Annotated in this window: 16 protein-coding genes; 14 read left to right on the plus strand and 2 right to left on the minus strand. The window is 36.2% G+C overall.

Annotated features, from left to right (window positions below):
* Nucleotides 1-20: 20 nt before the first annotated feature.
* The 14 genes from HCJ30_RS08635 (at nucleotide 21) to HCJ30_RS08695 (ending at nucleotide 16,307) form a co-directional block, all read left to right on the plus strand.
* Nucleotides 21-9,251 carry an RHS repeat-associated core domain-containing protein gene (locus HCJ30_RS08635; protein WP_185391823.1) on the plus strand — a complete coding sequence of 3,077 codons (9,231 nt, stop codon included), beginning with the start codon at nucleotides 21-23 and terminating at the stop codon, nucleotides 9,249-9,251.
* Nucleotides 9,252-9,260: 9 nt separating this feature from the next.
* Nucleotides 9,261-9,995 (plus strand): hypothetical protein, encoded by a 735-nt coding sequence (locus HCJ30_RS08640; RefSeq protein ID WP_185391824.1) that lies wholly within the window; start codon nucleotides 9,261-9,263, stop codon nucleotides 9,993-9,995.
* 179 nt (nucleotides 9,996-10,174) lie between these two features.
* Nucleotides 10,175-10,528 (plus strand): hypothetical protein, encoded by a 354-nt coding sequence (locus tag HCJ30_RS08645; RefSeq protein WP_185391825.1) that lies wholly within the window; start codon nucleotides 10,175-10,177, stop codon nucleotides 10,526-10,528.
* Between the two features lie 235 nt (nucleotides 10,529-10,763).
* Complete coding sequence (locus tag HCJ30_RS08650) at nucleotides 10,764-11,153, plus strand: hypothetical protein (protein WP_185391826.1); 390 nt, start codon at nucleotides 10,764-10,766, stop codon at nucleotides 11,151-11,153.
* A gap of 221 nt (nucleotides 11,154-11,374) precedes the next feature.
* Complete coding sequence (locus HCJ30_RS08655; protein WP_260444423.1) at nucleotides 11,375-11,512, plus strand: hypothetical protein; 138 nt, start codon at nucleotides 11,375-11,377, stop codon at nucleotides 11,510-11,512.
* 29 nt (nucleotides 11,513-11,541) lie between these two features.
* Nucleotides 11,542-11,745, plus strand: coding sequence for a hypothetical protein (locus HCJ30_RS14295; RefSeq protein ID WP_260444424.1), 204 nt, complete (start codon nucleotides 11,542-11,544; stop codon nucleotides 11,743-11,745).
* Nucleotides 11,721-11,930 carry a hypothetical protein gene (locus tag HCJ30_RS14300; RefSeq protein ID WP_260444425.1) on the plus strand — a complete coding sequence of 70 codons (210 nt, stop codon included), beginning with the start codon at nucleotides 11,721-11,723 and terminating at the stop codon, nucleotides 11,928-11,930. The genes HCJ30_RS14295 and HCJ30_RS14300 overlap by 25 nt, the downstream gene beginning before the upstream one ends.
* Before the next feature lie 41 nt (nucleotides 11,931-11,971).
* Nucleotides 11,972-12,433, plus strand: coding sequence for a ParB/RepB/Spo0J family partition protein (locus HCJ30_RS14305; RefSeq protein ID WP_260444426.1), 462 nt, complete (start codon nucleotides 11,972-11,974; stop codon nucleotides 12,431-12,433).
* A 111-nt stretch (nucleotides 12,434-12,544) separates the two neighbouring features.
* Entirely contained in the window at nucleotides 12,545-12,904 is a 360-nt protein-coding gene (locus tag HCJ30_RS08670; RefSeq protein ID WP_185391827.1) for a hypothetical protein, read from the plus strand.
* Nucleotides 12,897-13,454 (plus strand): RNA 2'-phosphotransferase, encoded by a 558-nt coding sequence (locus HCJ30_RS08675; RefSeq protein ID WP_185391828.1) that lies wholly within the window; start codon nucleotides 12,897-12,899, stop codon nucleotides 13,452-13,454. Before HCJ30_RS08670 ends, HCJ30_RS08675 begins: the two co-directional genes overlap by 8 nt.
* A 273-nt stretch (nucleotides 13,455-13,727) precedes the next feature.
* On the plus strand, nucleotides 13,728-14,240 hold the full coding sequence (locus HCJ30_RS08680) for a hypothetical protein (protein ID WP_185391829.1): 513 nt from the start codon (nucleotides 13,728-13,730) through the stop codon (nucleotides 14,238-14,240).
* A 98-nt stretch (nucleotides 14,241-14,338) separates the two neighbouring features.
* Nucleotides 14,339-14,728, plus strand: coding sequence for a hypothetical protein (locus tag HCJ30_RS08685; protein ID WP_185391830.1), 390 nt, complete (start codon nucleotides 14,339-14,341; stop codon nucleotides 14,726-14,728).
* Nucleotides 14,729-15,308: 580 nt separating this feature from the next.
* Entirely contained in the window at nucleotides 15,309-15,623 is a 315-nt protein-coding gene (locus HCJ30_RS08690; protein ID WP_185391831.1) for a hypothetical protein, read from the plus strand.
* A 330-nt stretch (nucleotides 15,624-15,953) separates the two neighbouring features.
* The gene (locus HCJ30_RS08695; RefSeq protein WP_185391832.1) at nucleotides 15,954-16,307 is read left to right on the plus strand and encodes a hypothetical protein; all 354 of its coding nucleotides are present in this window, start codon (nucleotides 15,954-15,956) and stop codon (nucleotides 16,305-16,307) included.
* 323 nt (nucleotides 16,308-16,630) lie between these two features.
* On the opposite strand, the gene HCJ30_RS08700 is transcribed toward HCJ30_RS08695, so the two are convergent.
* Nucleotides 16,631-17,578, minus strand: coding sequence for a glycosyltransferase (locus tag HCJ30_RS08700; protein ID WP_185391833.1), 948 nt, complete (start codon nucleotides 17,576-17,578; stop codon nucleotides 16,631-16,633).
* Between the two features lie 10 nt (nucleotides 17,579-17,588).
* Entirely contained in the window at nucleotides 17,589-19,442 is a 1,854-nt protein-coding gene (locus HCJ30_RS08705) for a DUF6020 family protein (RefSeq protein WP_185391834.1), read from the minus strand.
* Nucleotides 19,443-19,617 lie beyond the last annotated feature (175 nt).

Genomic DNA, 19,617 nt, shown 5'->3' on the forward strand with positions numbered 1-19,617 from the left:
AAGGGAGACAGAGATTACATATGAAAAAGGGCATAAAGATTTTATTGGTTACATTACTTTTATTTCCGATGCTGCCGTGGCAATTTGTGCAAGGTGCGGTGAACGCGGAAAGTGAGTTTGGAAATTATTATGGAAAACAATTAGCCTCACAAGATAAGGTGACTGTGGCAGACTTAAATGAGGATGCGCAGAAGCAATTAAAGGATGAGAATCCGCCGAAAGATACAACACTTGATGAGGATTTAAGTGATAAAAACGCAGATGCGGTTCGTTTATTTGATGCAGAGACGCCAAATGTGACAGAAACTTTGGCAGAAGAGGCATCAACTGCTGGAATGGAAGAGGCAGTTGCGGAACGGACGGAAAATACGAAGACCTTTGTAAATAAGGAAACTGGTGAAGGAGAAACATATTATTTTACGGAACCAGTACATTTCAAGAACGACGATGGCAAGTGGGAAGATTTTGATGCCACGCTAGTAAAAGATGGCGAAAAAACATGGTCGGCAAATGAAACGGCTAGAGAAATTACGACGCCAAAAGTGGTGACGGAAGATGCGATGCCAACGCTTAAATTAGATGGTGCAAATGTGGCAGTTCGTCCAAGTGGCGAGGCTGATTTGGAACAGGTTGTAGCGAAGGATAACCGAATTATGTATGCGAGTGAAGATGCTAAGACAGAACCGTTTACGATGGAGGCGGACAGTTTTGGGATGGAGCTCGGGCAGTATGTGAAAGCGGGAGACGATTCGGAACAGCAGGTTACATTTGATTTGACGGTTCCGGATGACGTGACCTTGAAAGACGATGAAAAACGTGCGGCGACTTTAATTTACCGCGGTGAAGACCTAATTGGTGCGATTCCAAGCCCAGTTTTAGAAGATGAAACGGGATCTGTAATTGATACGTTAACCGCGAAAACGGTGAAAACGGAGACCGGCTATCAGTTGCAAGTCGCGAAGCTCAGTACGAAAAAAGTGACGGGTAATTTAGCTAAAGTCGCTGTTTCATTTGTGAGCACAAAAATTACAAATGGAATTCAGGCTACTAGTTTGCGTCAGTACCGAGATGATGTGGCGTACTCTTTTCAGCCATACATGTATATCGGCTATGATGATGGGAATAACTCTGGAACGGAGGGGGCAGCCCATTTTATTACGTATGGTGTGGTGAAAGTACCTGATAGTGAAATTAAGAAAATTGGCACAAACCGTGAAATTGAATCGGCGGAGTTGTCGCTTTATAGAAGAGGGACGCAAGGCTTCTGGGGAGACCGTGCCAAAGATAGTAAAGGAAACGTTGTGAAGCGTTTATTTGAAGTGCATGGAATTACAAAAGACGTTGGTAATATTGATGATTTAACATATGGTAAATTTAAAAGTCTTGGTTTTCCGTATGGTCCACCTGCAAACGTAGACGGTAAAGAGACATATATTGGGAAAATTGATGATGCGAATCGACGTATTTCCTTTGATATTACAAACGTTGCGAAGGATTGGGTAAATGGCGGCAAAAACAACGGAGTGATTGTAAAAACGGCAAAAGTGAATTCTTTTGAAATGCCATATTCGCAAGCTGATATATTTGCTGCGCCTAAATCTGGCGTGACGAGCGAGTCGCCATATGTGGTATTTAAGCACCGCGAGCGTCCGCCGATTGATGCGGATATGCCACTCAAGGATACGAAGCTCTATTTGCGCCCGTTTGTCAGCGCGAATAATGATGGAAAACTTGATTTTACAGCACTTGGAATGGATGGCGTGGGTCGTCCTGATGCAAAGATTAATTATAAAATTATCGATACATCAGATAATAAAAAGGTAACATTTAGCGGGACAGATCCGTCGATTGGTCGAGATTATTTATTCCCGAATTATCCAAAGCTAAATAGTGAAACGCAGGAATACCGCGAGTTGATGAGTAACTGGCAGACAAACACACTACTTTTAAAAGGTGTTTTGAAAGAGAATCATTTGTATCAAGTGGAAGCGGAAATTAAGGATGGAAATGAATCGGTAAGTAAGAAATATGATACGTTCCAGATTTATAAGGTGACAGGGCTAGACTCGTTGCCACGTCTACTGAAATTTTACGGGATTGCTAATAAGCGGTCGCAGTTTATGCTGGATAATAATATGAAGGATGAATTGCTCGTTCAAGGGAATGTAGTGTTTATTCGGAATCCGCAAAAAAACGCTGGTAAAGCCTATCAGTCGGGAAATTACGATACGGCAGATAAAATGCGACTTGATGCGCTAGCTATAGGGCGCGGCAAGCATTGTACTTTTGGCTATGAACCGATTAATTTTGATAGTGGGAACTTGCTTTATAATATGGAAGATGCGAAATGGTTTGATTTCGATGAGCAGCAGACGATTACGCGGACATACAATTCGATGGCTCAAGGTAAAGACAGCCCAATGGGACGAAACTGGACCTTTAATTTGACGGACCAGTTAGGTTTCTTAGAAGACGGTGCAGTGATGTTGGCGCGCTCAGATGGTGGGAGTGTGTTCTTTGAGAAGCAGTCAGACGGAACTTTTGAGATAGAGGAAGATGAGCCACTTGAACTTTCGAAAAAAGTGAATAAAGACGGCGCGCGTGAATTTGAGGTTGTGGATTTAGAAACAGGAAACATCTCTCTTTTTGCTGCGAACGGTCAACTTTTAAAAGTCACAAGTAAGGCTGGAAATGTAACGAATTATACGTATAACGCTGATGGTGAATTGGTGAAAATGGTCACTGGCTCTGGAAAAGTGTTGCAGTATGCATGGGATGCGGATGGACACTTGAAGGAGATTGTATTACCTGATGGCGGGAAATTGGCTTATTCATATGATGAAGATGGAAACCTAACGAAAGTGGTGGACCAAACTGGGAAAGCAATTACCTACCAGTATGATTCAGAACACCATATGACATCTTATAAAGATAATGATGGGAATTTATTAATTAAGAATACATTTGACGCGGAAGGTCGGGTAACGGAACAGACAGACGGAGAAGGCAATACTGCCACACTGAAATATGAGTCCGGAAAAACAACGACAACCGATTTCAATGGCAATAAGAAAGTAGTTTATTTTAATGACCGCTTGCAAACGACAAAGATTGAGTATGCCGATGATACGACGACAGAAAATAAATATAACGACCAGCATCAGTTAGTCGCTTCTGTAGATCAGCTGGGGAATACGACTACTTTTGAAAATGATGCAAATGGAAACCTGACGAAAACAGTATATCCAGACGGAACAACAGAAACGAACGAATTTGACGCGAAAAACCAATTAATCCGAAAAATAGATAGCCGTGGCGGCGTAACGAGCTACGCATACGATTCCAAAGGCAATGTTGTGCAAATAACTGCACCAAACGGAGGGGTACAAAAATTTACGCATAATGAAGACGGTCAAGTAGTTTCAGAAACAGATGCGAATGGCGCGGTAACAAAGACTGCCTATGATGCCAAAGGAAACCCGACAAAAGTAACAGATGGTCGTGGCAACGAAACAACCTATGCCTATGATAGTTTGTCGATGTTGAGTAGTATTACAGACGCAAATGGCAAGTCAGAGAAATATGAACGTAATGCACGCGGCGAGCTAGTGCGTGAGTGGAACGCAAATGGCGCAGCGATGACTTACGCCTATGATACAAACGGCAATAAGATAAGCGAAACTGATTTGAATGGCAACAGCACTACTTTTGAATATGATGCTTTTGACCGTGTGATTAAGGAAACGAATCCACTCGGCGGGGTGACAAAATACAAATATGACGGAAATGGCAATAAAATTAGTGAAACAGACCCACTCGGCAACACGGAGAAATTTAGTTATGATGCGCTAAATAGGCAAATAAAAGTGACTGCGGCGGATGGTGCGGATATTACCTATCACTATGATGCACTTGGTCAAAAATTATCCGAAGAAACCGAAGATGGTCAAAAAACAAGCTATCAATATGATGCAAAATCAGGCTATAAAACTAAAGAAATAGACCCACTCGGCAATGAGACAAATTATGCCTATGATGCAGATGGAAATGTCACGAAAATCACGTATCCAGATGGCACAACCGAAGAATTCAGCTATGATGCAATGGATAATATTACACGCTTCGTCGATCAAGCTGGCAACGTTCAGACATACGAATTTGATGCGAACGGAAACACGACAAAATTAAAAGAAGCCGGGCGTGTTTCGACATATACTTACGACGAGAATGGCAGCGTAACCTCCGAACAAGATGCAGCTGGTGGCGTGAAACGTTATAGTTTTGACAAAGTCGATCAAGTACAAATCGAAACCGACGAGCTTGGCGAAAAGACGCACTATGTATACGATGCAGATGGAAATGTCACAAAAATCACAGACGGTAATGGCCACGCTATAACAATGGCATATGACAATGCAGGTAACGTGATTCGCCAAACGGACGCAGAAGGTAACACTACAAAATACACCTATAATGCGCTCAATTTAGTTGAAACAGAGATTTCACCAACAAACGATATCACACAATATCGCTATAACAAAAATGGTAATTTAATTACAGAAATAGACCCGTACGGCAACGAAACAAACTATCACTACACAAAAACAGGCGAAGTTTCTGAAATTATTGATGCTCTGAGAAACAAAACAACTTACGATTACGATAATCGTGGAAATCTGACAACAAGTACCGATCCGCTAGGCCGAAAAACTACTTATAGTTATGATATGGCGGACCGTGTCACTGAGCAAAAAAATCCAGACGGCACTAAAGCAACTTACACTTACGACAAAATGGACAGATTGTTAGAACAACAAGATAATACAGGTCAAAAAGAAAGCTACACATACAACGCAATTGGTGATGTAACACGTGTTGCTGACCGCAAAGGACGCAGTGAATCCTACAGCTATGACACATTCGGCAATGTCAGCAGTAAAACAGACATGCGAGGCAATAAAACGAGCTACGAATACGATGCAGCCAATCGCCTAGTGAAGCAACAAAACCCAACAGGCAAAGCGCAAAGCATTGAATACAACAAGCGCGGCGACATCACATCCGAAGTTTTACCGAATAGTGGCAAGTACACTTATAATTACGATGCAGAAGGTAATTTGCTGTCCGAAACAAACCCACTAGGCGAAACAACGAGCTACCAATACAACGGCAACGACGAGCTGATTACGACAACGAATCCAGCGGGTGCTAAATCAAGCGTAACCTACGATGCTAATGGTAATGTCACAGCAGTTACCGATGAAAATGGCGGCACAACAAAACAAACTTTCGACGCAACAGGTTTAGTAACAAGCCAAATAGATGCAGAAGGAAATAAAACACAATTCGGCTATGACCAATTAGGACGCCTAACAACCGAAATTGATGCAGCTGGATTCAAACTCCTGAACAGCTATGACGCAGCGGGACGCCTTATCAAGGAAACAGATAAGCGCGGTAACACAACGAAATATACGTACGACAAAGCAGATAACATTTTGACAGTCAAAGAGCCTTATGGAACTACGTCGACATTTAAATACGACCTACGTGGCAACATCACCGAAGAACTTGATGCAAATGGTAATGCGACAACATATAGCTATGATAAAGACGATCAACTTTTATCTAAAACGGACCCGATTGGCTATAAACAAAGCTACAAGTATAACGAATACGGCGACCTTATCGAAGAAAGTGATAATCAGCAGAAAAAAGCAATTGCCAGCTATACTTATGACAAATTTGGGCAACAAAGTACGAAAAAAGACATCCAAGGTCGAATCACGCGCTACACGTACGACGATACCCAGCGCATGACTCAAATTACGTATCCTAACAAACTTTCTGTCGGCTATACGTACGATAAACTGGACCGAGTTACTGGAATGCGCGATGTTCGTGGTAATGATACTAAAATTCAATATGACAAAGTCGGCAACGTTACCTCCATGATTGACCCAGGTAACCAAGTCTACAAATACACCTACGACAAAAAAGGCAACATGACCAAAGAAATCGACCCACTCGCAGCAAGCACAGAATATCGTTACAATAAAAACGACCAAGTTATCAGCATCAAAGACCCAACAAACGCAATAACTAAATACCAATATGATGCGCGTAACTTGCTAACTTCTATTACGGATGCCAAAGGTCACACAACAAAAATGGCCTACGATGGCAACGAGAATCTTAGCGAAACAACAGATGCAAAAGGTAACAAAGAACGCTTCCAATACGACTCACTAGATCGCATGACAGCAGCACAAAACCGACTAGGACAAAAATCAACTTACACTTACGATAAAGTAGATAACGTCACGTCAATCAAAGACGCCAAAGGTTTTGTCACAAAATATAGCTACAATGATCGCAGTGACCTCGTTAAAGAAGTAACACCAGAAGGCAAAACCGAAAAATACGAATACCAACTAGACGGTTCCTTGAAGTCTAAAACCAAGCCAGATGGTGAAAAAACAACTTATAAATACGATGAACTAAACAATTTAGTCGAGCAACAATTTGATGGTGGTAGCTACAAATACACCTATGACAGCAATGACGATGTAAAAACCGCTACATCAAAAGACGGAACATCCGAGTTTACTTATAACAAATTCGGTGATGTACTATCAGTCAAAGATGCAAACGGTGAAACATTGAAATACGAATACGATACAATCGGTCGCAAAACAGCGCTCATTTATCCAGATAACACGCGTGTATCTTACCGCTACAATGACGCCAACTTGCTAACCGACGTAATCGAATCAGACGGCAAGAAAACCAGCTACACATACGACGCGAACGGCTTGCCACTAAGCATTCATTACAGCAATGGCACAACGACGAGTTATAAATACACAGCAACTGGCGAAACCGAACAAGTCATCACCAAAAATAAAGCCGGAGAAACCATCGCATCATTTGACTACAACTACGATGAAAACGGTAATGTAGCCAAAGAAACCATCAATCAAAGTGGCGAAAAACAAACCAAGAGCCACACCTATGATGCCGATGACCAACTGACCGAAACAACAATAACTAAAGGCGAAACAACCGAAAAAATTACGTATATCTATGATGCTAACGGCAACCGAAGCAAACTATTACGTAATAAAAACGGTAAGAAAACCACCGAAGACTATCATTACGACGATGACAACGCACTTGCAATGATTAAAGCAGATGGTGATGAAGACACAACCTACACGTATGACAAAAACGGTAACATTACCAAAAAAGCCTTACGAAGTGGTAAAGTAGAAACATACACGTACAATGGCGAAAACCAACTGATTCAATCCGCCGACAACGAAGGCAATCAGACGACATACACATATGACGCATTTGGTAATCGCATAGGCAAACAAACTATCACAGACAAAACCAAGTCCTTCAAAGGATCGCTCAGTGAATGGATTACAGAATACGACCAAGATAGTCAAAAAGGTAAAACAACACTAGCGGGACAACTAGAAACCCGCGCCAAAGAAACGTCTAAAGGCTGCCCAGCATACGCAGAAGCAAGCAAAGATACAACTACTAAAAAGGGTATCCAAGGCAAAACGAATCTTAAAGCCAGTGACAGTAGCCAGCGCACTACGAAACTGAATCAAACAGTCGGCTACCAAACAGTAAACACCATTCGCTACGTTAACGATTTAACCCAAGAATACACCCAAGTCGCCCAGCTTAACGAGACGACAGCAGATGACGGCGAAACAAGCACCACCAAGACCGCTTTCCGCTTTGGCGATGACAACCAAATAATCGGTACAGACGAAGAAAGCTATCACGAAAACGGTCTAAGCGACATCGCAACAACATCAGACGGCGAAACAAATACCGACTACGACTACACCGACTATGGCACCGCACTTGCGACAGCCCCAGTGGCGAATCAAATCGGTTACCGCGCGCAAATGCACGACACAAGCGACACGCAAAACCTACGCGCCCGAAATTATGATACAAACACCGGTCGTTTCCAACAAGCCGATAATTACAGAGGAGCCTTAGACGACCCCCGTAGCCAAAACCGCTACATTTACGGCGTCAACAACCCAATGTCATTCGGAGATCCAAGCGGAAACATACCAAAATGGCTCAAAAAAGCAAGCAAAAAAGCTAAAAAAGCCGTGAAAAAAGTAAGCAAAGGCGTTAAAAAAGTAAAAAATGTCGTCAAGAAAACTGTTGAAAAAGTAAAACGCGTTGTGAAAAAAGTACAAAAAGCCATCAAGAAAACCACAAAAAAAATCAAACGCGCCGTGAAAAAAGTAACCAAAAAAGTCCAAAAAACAGTGACGAAATTTAAGAAGGCAGCTAAGAAATCGATTAAACAAGTCACGAAAACGGCGAAAAAAGTTTACAAAACAGCCAAAAAAGTGGTTCAGAAAAAATATAACCAAGTCAAACAAACCGTGAAGAAAAAAGTACAAACAGTGAAAAAAGCCGGCAAAAAAGTTATATCTAAAGCAAAAAGCGCAATCAAAACAATTTCAAAAGAAACAAAAAAACAGGTTGTCAAAGCCGCTAATAAGCTGTTAGAAGCTCAAGTCAATAATGCTATTCGTATAGAAAAAACAATGAAATCTATTTGTGAAGGTCTCTCCGTAATAGGCGCAGGTGTGGTGGACGGCTTCGCCAGCGATTTAACTTTTGGCTTAATAGAAACTGTTGGTAAAAATAAAGAAGTATATGGCGACGATAACCGTTATTACGTTGGCAGGCTAATTGCTGATACAGTGAGTGTTTATTTTGGAGTCAGTGCAATAATTGAAGGAGTAGCAATCGGAGGCGCGGGTTTAGCACTAGATACAACGGGAATTGGAGCGCTAATAGGAGTTCCGGCCAATGTAGTAGGATTGACTATGGTTATAGGGGGTACAGTTCTAACAGCCAGCGGAGCAATGAATTTTGGAAAAGATGCAATGGATTTGTATTCTAATTTTCAAAAAGGGAATGAAAGTAAAGCTGATATATCCCCTTGGATAAAAGATAACAGAGTACCTTTGGACAAAGAAACAATTCTAGCAACATTTAAGAAAACAAAAAATAGAGTGAAGGGTGCGACAGTCTATGAAAAGTCGGGTAAATTTTACCATAGGGATACTTTGCATAAAGGAGGGAGAGCTCATTTAGAGGTATACGATAAAAAAGGAAAACACTTGGGAGAAGCGGATCCTGTTACAGGAGAAATAATTCCAAATACAGCAGATCCAACCAAGAGATTACCGAAATGAGGAAATAATATGCTAATAAAAAAATCTATTACTATTACCGAGAATGATATTTATGAGATAGGAGCTACAAAGGATTATTTAATTATCAATGACAACTATACTGGGATAGTTGTGTATGACAAAGAATGTAATAGAAAATGTAATGTTAAAATTGATGAAAGCCTTATGATTTATCAATTTTATACATCACTTCTGAATAATTTTGTTGTTATTTTCGATGCGGAAAATGAAAAGCTGTATGTTGTGAATTTATTAAATCATACAGTAAAAAATATAGATACAGATACGATGATATTCGATAATTATTATTTTGTGGATGGGGACAATTTTATTTTGAAAGAGGATTTAATGGAGTATACCTTATCGTTTGAGAAGACCAAAATCATTAAGAGACGAGTAATTAGTAAAACGGATAAGCAATATTTATTAGGTAATTATCAAGATGAAAAGGTCTTTAGAGATGAAAAAGGTAGGATGTATTATAGTGACGAAAAACAAAGTGGAGTAGAGTTGTTGGATAATAATATAATTGAAGGCTTTATAGCAACAAATAAAAAGAATATACTAATTTATGATGAATTAAAGCTTTTAACTTATAAAAATTTACAATTCAAAGAGAGATACAGAATTCCCGAGGGATTTATGTTAAGGAAAGCTCTGTTTTTAACCGAAGAGGTTCTGGTTTTACTATTAAATGAGAAGAAGAATATTTTAAAAAGTATAATCCAAACATATCAAATTTAGGCTTACGAAGTTGATGAGGCGCAGCGTTAACCACAAGCAGTGACAACTTATAAAGCGATGATTACGATGTGTCCACGGCCATAGAGAAAGTCTAACAGAGGATGCAATCTTAGTTTGGAATCATATTTGTCAGGTGCTAAAAAAAGATTTGAAAATAAATAAAAAGAAGGTACTTATGCATGGATAAAGCTGATATATTTAATCTAGCGAAATCACTTAATTGTGAATATGAAATTGGGATAAGGTCTGAAATAAATTCTTTTTTTGAATATCAAGAAGATAGTATCTCTAGCTTTGATTTAAAATTTCAAAAAGAAGATAAAACGATAAATAATTATTTTTCTTTAGATGTGAACATGAAAAATTTTAGCTATCAAGCGGCACAAAGCTTGTTCCATCAATTGGTGCAGTTCATTGAGTACAAATCCGCAACTTTTTATATCCAAGAAAAAAGAGCCACTGATATTATGATATATTTATTGTCTGAAACTTCTGAGGGTAAAGGGTTTCTTTTACAGTTGAAAATTCAATAAAGAACGTTTAGAGGAGAATACATCTACAACTCGAATTTAGAAGGTACTAAATTGAATAAAACAATAGTTAAAGCAGAGTTTCGGGTTAGTAGATAGTAATGAATGATTGTATATGTATGATTAGAAAATCCACTTTGAATATTAATGACATTGTGGATTTTCTTTTTTATTGATTTTCAACAGTTGACTATTGATTTTTTTATCCAAGTAAATAATTAAATAAGGAGGATAATTCATGTATAAACTAATTTCTATAGAAGAATCAGTTGCAACAAGAAATTTAGAATTGATAAATTTAAATACAAGTACAATTGATTTATGTTTTGATGATTCAGCTGTAACTAGTTTTAAAAATTTTGATTTCATGGAAATTAATGAAGTATACGATTGTAAAATTTATCTATTTGGGAAATTAGATGATTCGGGAGAGAATTTAACGTACATTAAAGATGTGATAATTGGGAGTAGGAACGTCTCAGAAGTTTCCAACGACAAAGGAGATATATACTATATTGATAAAATATCTACAATTAAGTTTCCTAGCAAGGAAAAACTATTGAATTACAAGTACACTAGAAAAGATATTATTCAAGTAAATGATATTGTTCATCCAGATTTTGAATAAAATTATTGTTGGAAGCTAAATAAAAAAGACTCTCATTCACAAGACTAGTAATCAAGTTGCCGATAGCAAATAAAAGCTAACTGTATTTAGTGTGCAAAATTTTTTGGAGAAAGAAGCGATTCAACTTTGTCGTTTCTTTTTCTAGATTTAAAATTAATTTATAACTCCGAGAAATCAGTGGAGCTAATAATTTCAAATTTGAAAGTAATTCCAAGAATCATTTGAAGAATGTAAAGGCAGCCAATACTCAAAAAGATATGACTGGCAAGGTTGCAGAACCAGCATCGAATGGTTTGAAATTCAGAGAGTATTTGAATGAAGCCGGCGAAATAAAAAACTTTTTCCCTATACTTGATTAATACAACTATAATAATTTAGGAGGAAACAAATGAGTAAAGGTTATCAAATTGCTAGTAATAAAGCTGAAATTGATAGAATAGTATCAACCTATTTTAATTTTATTAATGGTAAATATTTAAAAACAGCATTAAAATGGTTTGCAAATAAAGAAGGATATGGGCAAGAAATAGTTTTTGTTTTTTTCAAAATGACTTTGACGACTATGATATGGCGCAATTACCAAGACCGTTAGATGATAAACATGTTTTAGTTGAATTAGGATTCCCAGCTGTAGAGATTGATCAAATAGCGTACTTAGATTTTAAAACATTTTATGCTTATTTAGATGAGAATGTAAAAAAAGAGGCGGAAAGAAATCCAGAAGGAAATGAGTTTATAGAACTGCTAAAAAAAGTTAAAAGTAGTTTGGAAATATAGCTTTATAAAATAAATAATGCGCTTCTATAGCAGTAATCGGAGTGCCACTCAATATAGCAGGATTAACCATAATCACAGGAAGTGCAGCTTTAATAGCAAGCAGCGGAGCTAACTTTTCCCAAGACGTGAATGATTTGTTTTCGAATATTGAGAAGAATAAAGACAAAGCGAAAAGTGATAAGTCAACAAAAACAGCAGAGGCAACTGGTGGACTTGGAAAGAATATTGAAAATGTTAACCCTTCGGAAATTAGGATTAGTCAAACTTCTGTAAATGGTTCTGATGAAATTATTGCTAGCATGAAAGCAAATGGTTGGAAAGGTGATCCAATTGATGTTGTGAGAATGCCTGATGGTAAATTAACTACTCTTGATAATACGAGAGTTGCAGCAGCTAGAGAGGCTGGAATAGACGTCCAAGCAACGATTAGAAATTATGATGACCTTTTACCACAGGATATGGTTGCAAGATTTACAACACCAAAAGGAGTTCCTAAGACATGAGGGGAAGCTACTGATTTGAGAATCGGTAAACAAAAAGCTAGTTTCAAAAATAATAATCCGAGTGGTTCATTTGATTTAGCGAAAATGAAATAGAAAGTTTAGGTGGTTAATTTGAATGATTTTTATATAGATGAAATTAATTATGAATATCCCGAATCATATGAAAAACTGATAGATTTAGGTTTAGTAAATTTTGATATTTGGTTTTTGCTGGAAAAAGAACAAGCTTCAAGTATTTATAACGGCATGCAGGAGAGATATCCTAAGCGGAAGTTAATTCCGTTTGCTAAGAGGGCTGACAATGATGATACCGCCTGTTTTGAAATTGATAAAGGAAGTAAAATTCAATTAATTCATGATTTCACTACAGAAGGTTTTGAACAAAGAGGTGAATTTGAGGACTTATGGGAGTGGTTAGAATCTGCTGTTAAAACAATGGTCGAATATAATCGGGAGGAAGAAAATGTCTAATAATATAAACTATACAAAATTGAGTAAAGAAGTTTCTTATGCATTGCGTCATGCTCCATGGGAATATGAGTTAGAACTAGATAAAAATGGTTGGGTGCAGATTGACCAATTATTACAAGCCTTTCATCAGTTTAATGAATGGCAAAATGTAGAACTTGATGATTTAAAAGTAATGATCGAGAAATCAGAAAAAAAGAGGCACGAAATTCAAGGAAATAGTATTAGAGCTTTCTATGGACATTCTATACCAATGAAAATAGTAAAAGAAGAAGCTATTCCTCCTGAATTTCTGTACCATGGAACTGCATATAATTTTTTATCTGAAATTGAAAAAAATGGTTTATCTCCAATGTCTCGACAATATGTTCATTTATCTAAAGATATAGAAACAGCTAATTTAGTAGGGAAAAGAAAAGATAAAAATCCCATTATATTGGAGATAAGGGCATTAGAAGCACGGAATGATGGGGTGAATTTTTACTACGGTAACGAAAACGTATGGCTTGCAGACATGATACCTAGTATATTCATAGCAATCAAAGATAAATAAGCATATTAATGTTTGCACTATTAGGAAAAGCTATAGCAATCCAACCTATGACTCCAAAGCAGGCTACCCTAGACCAGATGAAGTATGGGATTTTGATGCTAAGGGGTCAATTATAACTGAAAATGAATTGATGCTTAGCTTTCAAGATGCGGTATCTTCCATATTACCTAAAGTAAAACCTTTTTCAATGTGAATGGTTGGGAAATTGGTATTAATGGTGATACAGGGGTAATATATCATGCTTTATACAAACCATAATATTAGGAGGATAATATGTTATTAAAAAAAATTAATAGTGAGAACATCAATATTAAAAGTGAAGTTCACATGGAAAAAGTTGTAGACGACTTACTTATGATTTCAGTAAAAATGGATACAAAAAATAATAAAAGTTATTATGATTATTGGCGTCTAACTAGAACAATGGGGATTCCTCCTTTAGAAATAGGTATTGATAAAACTGATGGTAGTATACAAACTATAGTTTTTTATGTTGCTTCGGATCTCTTTAAAAAAATGGATTTCAGCTTAACTAAAGAAAATAAAGGACTAATTATGGTAGATTCTTCAATTTTAAAAAAAGAAAATGACTATGTAGATATTGACTCTAACTATTTTATATTTTTAGATAGTGACGAACTTGTATGTAGTTTTGAGGAGGATTTTGAACCTGATTCATCTTACAATATAAATAGAATCAGAGTGTTTTTGAAATTGAATGAAGTGATTGGTTTTTCGATAAAAGATTTAACAAGTATAGAAATTGAAGAATTGAAATCACTTTAACCATTCAGATGATGGAACACATGAGTTTCCGCACAGACATAAGTGGGATTGGACAAATCCTGCTAAACCAAAAAGATTGAAATAAGGGGAGAAAATTAATGGAATGGGAAAAATTAGAAACTCAAGCAGATATTGATAAATTGATGCAACTAATTAATAATTTTCATGATAGTTGTATAAAAGGTTTGACGTATTCAAGTGGCACCTATGTAGATGAAGAATATTCTATGATAATGAATACAGAGCCAGTAGTGAATTTATGGATACAAAGACAAGCAGAATTTATGACAAATATAGAATTATGTTTAAGAGGAGTCAGTAAACTTCATATAAACAATGATTTGAATTTGACTTTAGACATATTAGGTGTTCATTTTACTAAGCAGGAAGATGATTTTTATTGGTATAGTAGCGAAGATATTGAAGATGAAACTGTGACAAGTTTTGTATGTAAAGAAATTAAATGGAGAAGCAAATCTTCGTACTAAAAAGATAGGTTCCAAGCCCTAAGGAAGAAAGTGAGACTAGTAAGACGGTGAAAAATGCACTGCCTAACTTAGAAGATGCAACAATCAATCCCCATAAATTAACAGAGTAGTCTTTAAATCCAGAACATCCTGTAGGAGGAAACAAAGTAAAAATTTTTGAAAATGCGTAGGCTGTAATGAATCAAACGCAGATGGTTTATTAAAACAGGTTTATGAAAAATTGCCAGGAAGTAAAGCTGCTTTAGAGAAATTAGACGATTATGGACAGCGGTATACTGTTGATATGTCAATAACTGGACCAAAAGGTAAAAATAGTGCGTACAGGCTGAATAGTGAAACCAAATTTAACTACAATCTATGTAAAATAATAAAGAGGAGGTAAATAATGAAGTTTCAAGAGTATGATATAGTTCGACTACTTAAGCATTATGAAAATAATGTAAAAAAGGATGATATTGGAGCTGTTATTATGGTATTTATCGAACCTAATTGCCAGATGATCTAGAAAAAGTAAAGAGTTGAAATTAATAATTTAGGTGATGTAATCACTGTGATGCTTAAATAAAGGAGACAGATAAAAGTGAAATATGATGAATTAGACTTGATGGAACTATTTCTATCTGAAAGTGAAAGCTTGACTGACAATATAGGTGATGGCAATATAACATATAAAATTAGCAAAGATGATTTTACTTTAAAAATCTTTATAAGAACCTATGAAAACCAAATTAGTGTGTTCTTGACCTATAAAGAAAAAGATATTTTTTATGGGAATTTTGATAATATTACTGAATTGAAAAAGGAAGATATGTATTTGAAAGCTTTAAGAGAGAATAGTACAATCGCCAGTCTTTGTTTTGGAACAATGCTTTCCATAAGCATTGAAAATCAATAATTGGATTACTAAATAAAAAAGGCACTTTACTAGCAAGGAGAAACTCACTAATCAAGTTGCCGATAGCTAACAAAACGCTAGCTTAAGTTAGTGCATGATGATTCATTTAAGAGAGCTTGAACGAGCTCTCTTAAATATGTATAAAGAGTTGCTTTTTGTAAAATCAAAAGGAAATAAAGGAGGCTATTAAACTTGAGCGGAAATTACAAGTTCATGGATTTTTCTAAATATGCCTCTAATAGAGGGGAAGAGCATGGAGGAATCGTGGCAAGCATATTTGACTAGTGCTAAAAAAAGATTTGAAAATAAATAAAAAGAAGGTATTTATGCGTGGATAAAGCTGATATATTTAATCTAGCGAAATCACTTAATTGTGAATATGAAATTGGGCTAAGGTCTGAAATAAATTCTTTTTTTGAATATCAAGAAGATAGTATCTCTAGCTTTGATTTAAAATTTCAAAAAGAAGGTAAAACGATAAATAATTATTTTTCTTTAGATGTGAACATGAAAAATTTTAGCTATCAAGCGGCACAAAGTTTCTTCCATCAATTGGTGCAGTTCATTGAGTACAAATCCGCAACTTTTTATATCCAAGAAAAAAGAGTCACTGATATTACGATATATTTATTGTCCGCAACTTCTGAGAATAAAGGATTTCTGTTACAGTTGAAAATTCAATAAAGAACGTTTAGAGGAGAATATGTCTATAACTCGAATTTAGAAGGTACTAAATTGAATAAAACAATAGTTAAAGCAGAGTTTTGGATTAGTAGATAGTAATGAATGATTGTATATGTATGATTAGAAAATCCACTTTGAATATTAACGACATTGTGGATTTTCTTTTTTGTTATCTTCCAACCGTTGATTATTAGTTTTACTTTCAAGCATTAAGCAAAGTAAATCTTGTCCAAAACTCGTTGGGAATCATAGTTGATTTTTACTAGCCTAACAAAAAAAGTCGATTTCCTGAATTAGGAAATCGACTTTTTATTTAGCTAATTTTAGTTCAAAGGATTTCTTTCACGGTATTTAACAAGTTCTAAGAAGTAGCTTTGCCTGCTTCTATGAGCTATCGTATCAAGGATTAATCCGCAAACGAAGAACAGCATACCCATTATGATTAACCCCGTTGCAAGTAGCGCACTCGGGAATTTCAGTACTAAGCCAATTTGAGCAAATTGAATTATTACTGGTAAACCGACTAGTACTCCTACAAGGACAAACAAAGAAGCTAATAAATTGAAAAATAAAAACGGACGACTATTTTTAAATAATCTTACAATAGTCATGATTACTCTGAAACCGTCAGAAAATGTGTTTAGTTTTGATTCACTACCTTCTGGGCGATCACGGTAATCAATTTCGATTTCTTTCACTAAAAAGCGGTTTTCTAGCGCGTGAATACTCATTTCAGTTTCAATCTCAAAACCAGGACTTAAAACTGGCATATTTTTAACGAAATAACGATCAAAGCCACGATATCCTGTCATGATATCTCTCAAGTTACTTTTGAAAATACGATTTATTGTATTACGTACTAGTGAGTTGCCAAAGTCATGGAAATTTCTTTTGTTTTCTTCAGTGTAGGTACCATTACTTAGGCGATCACCAATAACCATATTAGCTTCTTTATTGCGAAGCACCTCTAATATTTCATGGCAGTATTCTGCTGGATAGGTATCGTCACCATCGACCATTAAATAGTAATCAGCATCAATATCCGCGAACATAGAACGTACTACATTACCTTTACCTTGACGCATTTCTTTTCGAACGATAGCACCATGCGCTTTCGCTATTTCAAATGTTTTATCTTTAGAATTATTATCGTACACATAAATATCCGCATTTGGTAATTCTTGCTTAAAATCATCAATTACCTTACCAATTGTAAGCTCCTCGTTATAACAAGGCAAGAGTACAGCTACTTTCTCATTTAAGATTCCCATGATTCTCTCCTTAAAATTGATTTCCTTTGTAATTTTTTAATTTAGTTGCAAAAAAGACAATAGGTACGGTGAATATAAAGCTATAAGAATATCTAAAGTCTGTTGCTGGCATTGCAATTGCTATAGTAATAAGTGCCATTACTACCGGTACAAAAATAAGTAGTTTCTTTTTAGGATGTTGGAAACAAACTGCAGCAATTGCTATTATAAGCAAGACTAATGGAATGGCCCCTTTTAATAAATAATTCTGCCACTCATTTGTTGTTTTTGCATAAATGCTATCTGTTATTTTCTTCAGACTTGGAGCTTTAGATATTGAAATAAGTGGATTAGTAGAATCGTCAATCCGTTTCTTATATTCGCTGTAGCTAACTGCATCTTTTCCGGTTGCATTTTTGTATTCTGTTTGATAGACTTCATATCCTAATTTATTTACCTCTTCTTCCGATAAACCGTCTGGGAAGAAGCGGGCGAATGCTCTTACATCATATCTTGTATCTTGAATATTCGCTGAAGTATCAAAGAACACTTTATAATCTTCCGGAGAATAAAATTGCCAAATGACCGCAGTTTGATCTAAATAAGCTCCTACATAAGTACCGAAATTAGCCGTTAAGAGTTTGAACCAATTTTTAATATATAGCCCGAAATCATCTTCAATGACGGATGAATTGTACTTGATATCATGCTTAATCGGATCTACAGTATAAGGATTGTAATCTTTTTTCCAATTCTCTTCAGGTAATATGGAAGTGAAATACTCTTTTAATTCAGGAGTAAAGTTTCCATTATTATAAAAAGTAGCCCCAATTTGTTGGGAAGGAATTGCGAGCGCTTGGTTTAATGGATTAGGTTGTGCATGAAGCCCGTTTGTCATAACCAGACCAAATAAAAAATTCAGTCCCAAAGTTCCAACAAGGACACCAGTTATAATAAGACGATAATTTTTCATGAAAATAAGTAAGCACAGAAGCGACACGCAAATAATCATCATTCCATTGTTTCGTAGATTTATACAAACAAAAGCTACTAAAACAAAAGCGATAAGGTGCCACCAATTTTTCAGCCACATTCCATTAGATTGTACTATTTTTAAAATTAAAACGGTGAAAAGTAATATAAAGGCTGCAAATGGAAAATCTTTCCAAGCCGTTGCAGAATAAAACATTGCTGCTGGGTATATGGCATAGCCGATGGAAATACAAACACCAATCCAAATATGCGCTCCCATTTTTACAAGCGTATAAATAGCAAAGCCAACGATTAATGAAACAACAATTATTTGAGAAAAAATATAGCTAGAAGGCGAGTTGTAAATCGCGCTTGTTGTTTCTATCCACAAAGTGTGCAGAAGTGGATGCCACTGACTATATTGGCGAATACCATGAGCCATTCCCCATTGATAATAGGAATCGAAAGTCATTTTTGCTGGATAATAAGCTAGAAATGAAATCATCCAGACTGCGAAGGGGATACTTGTAAACAGGACAAAAAATGGCCATTTTATTTTGCGTTCTTGTCTCACTTTATATTCCGTTCGCATTTCAAGTAGTAAAAGTAAGACAAAGATAGTGATTACAAGAAAAGTGCCTACTAAAATAATACTATTAAAAACAAAATTCCCGCCATATGGTCCACCATTGAATGATGAAGCCATCCAAAACAAACTAATTACCAGTGATATTATCAATGTTGTCCATTGAAATTGAAAGTTCCTCTCTTGTCTAAAATAAAGGACCATTAAAACTACTGTAAATAACAACCAGCTTAAAGTTAGTTTAAAGGTTTCTGAGTAATAGCCAATAGTAAGTAAACTTAGCAATAGTAGTAATACTCCAGCTATAACTCTTTTTTTATTTAACAATCTTTCTCCACTCCCTATTTAAAACTTTACTATTCTTTAATATAGCAAAAAAAAGATACTAGCACAATTGAAATTAAAAACGAGTCCCTACGTTTTTAAGTAGGGACTCGTTTTTAATTTAATGGATAGACAAAGTAATAAAACACTTTGCAATCCACTCATTGAAAGGATAGTT

It is taken from the genome of Listeria cossartiae subsp. cossartiae (assembly GCF_014224155.1).
Taxonomy (GTDB): Bacteria; Bacillota; Bacilli; order Lactobacillales; family Listeriaceae; genus Listeria; species Listeria cossartiae.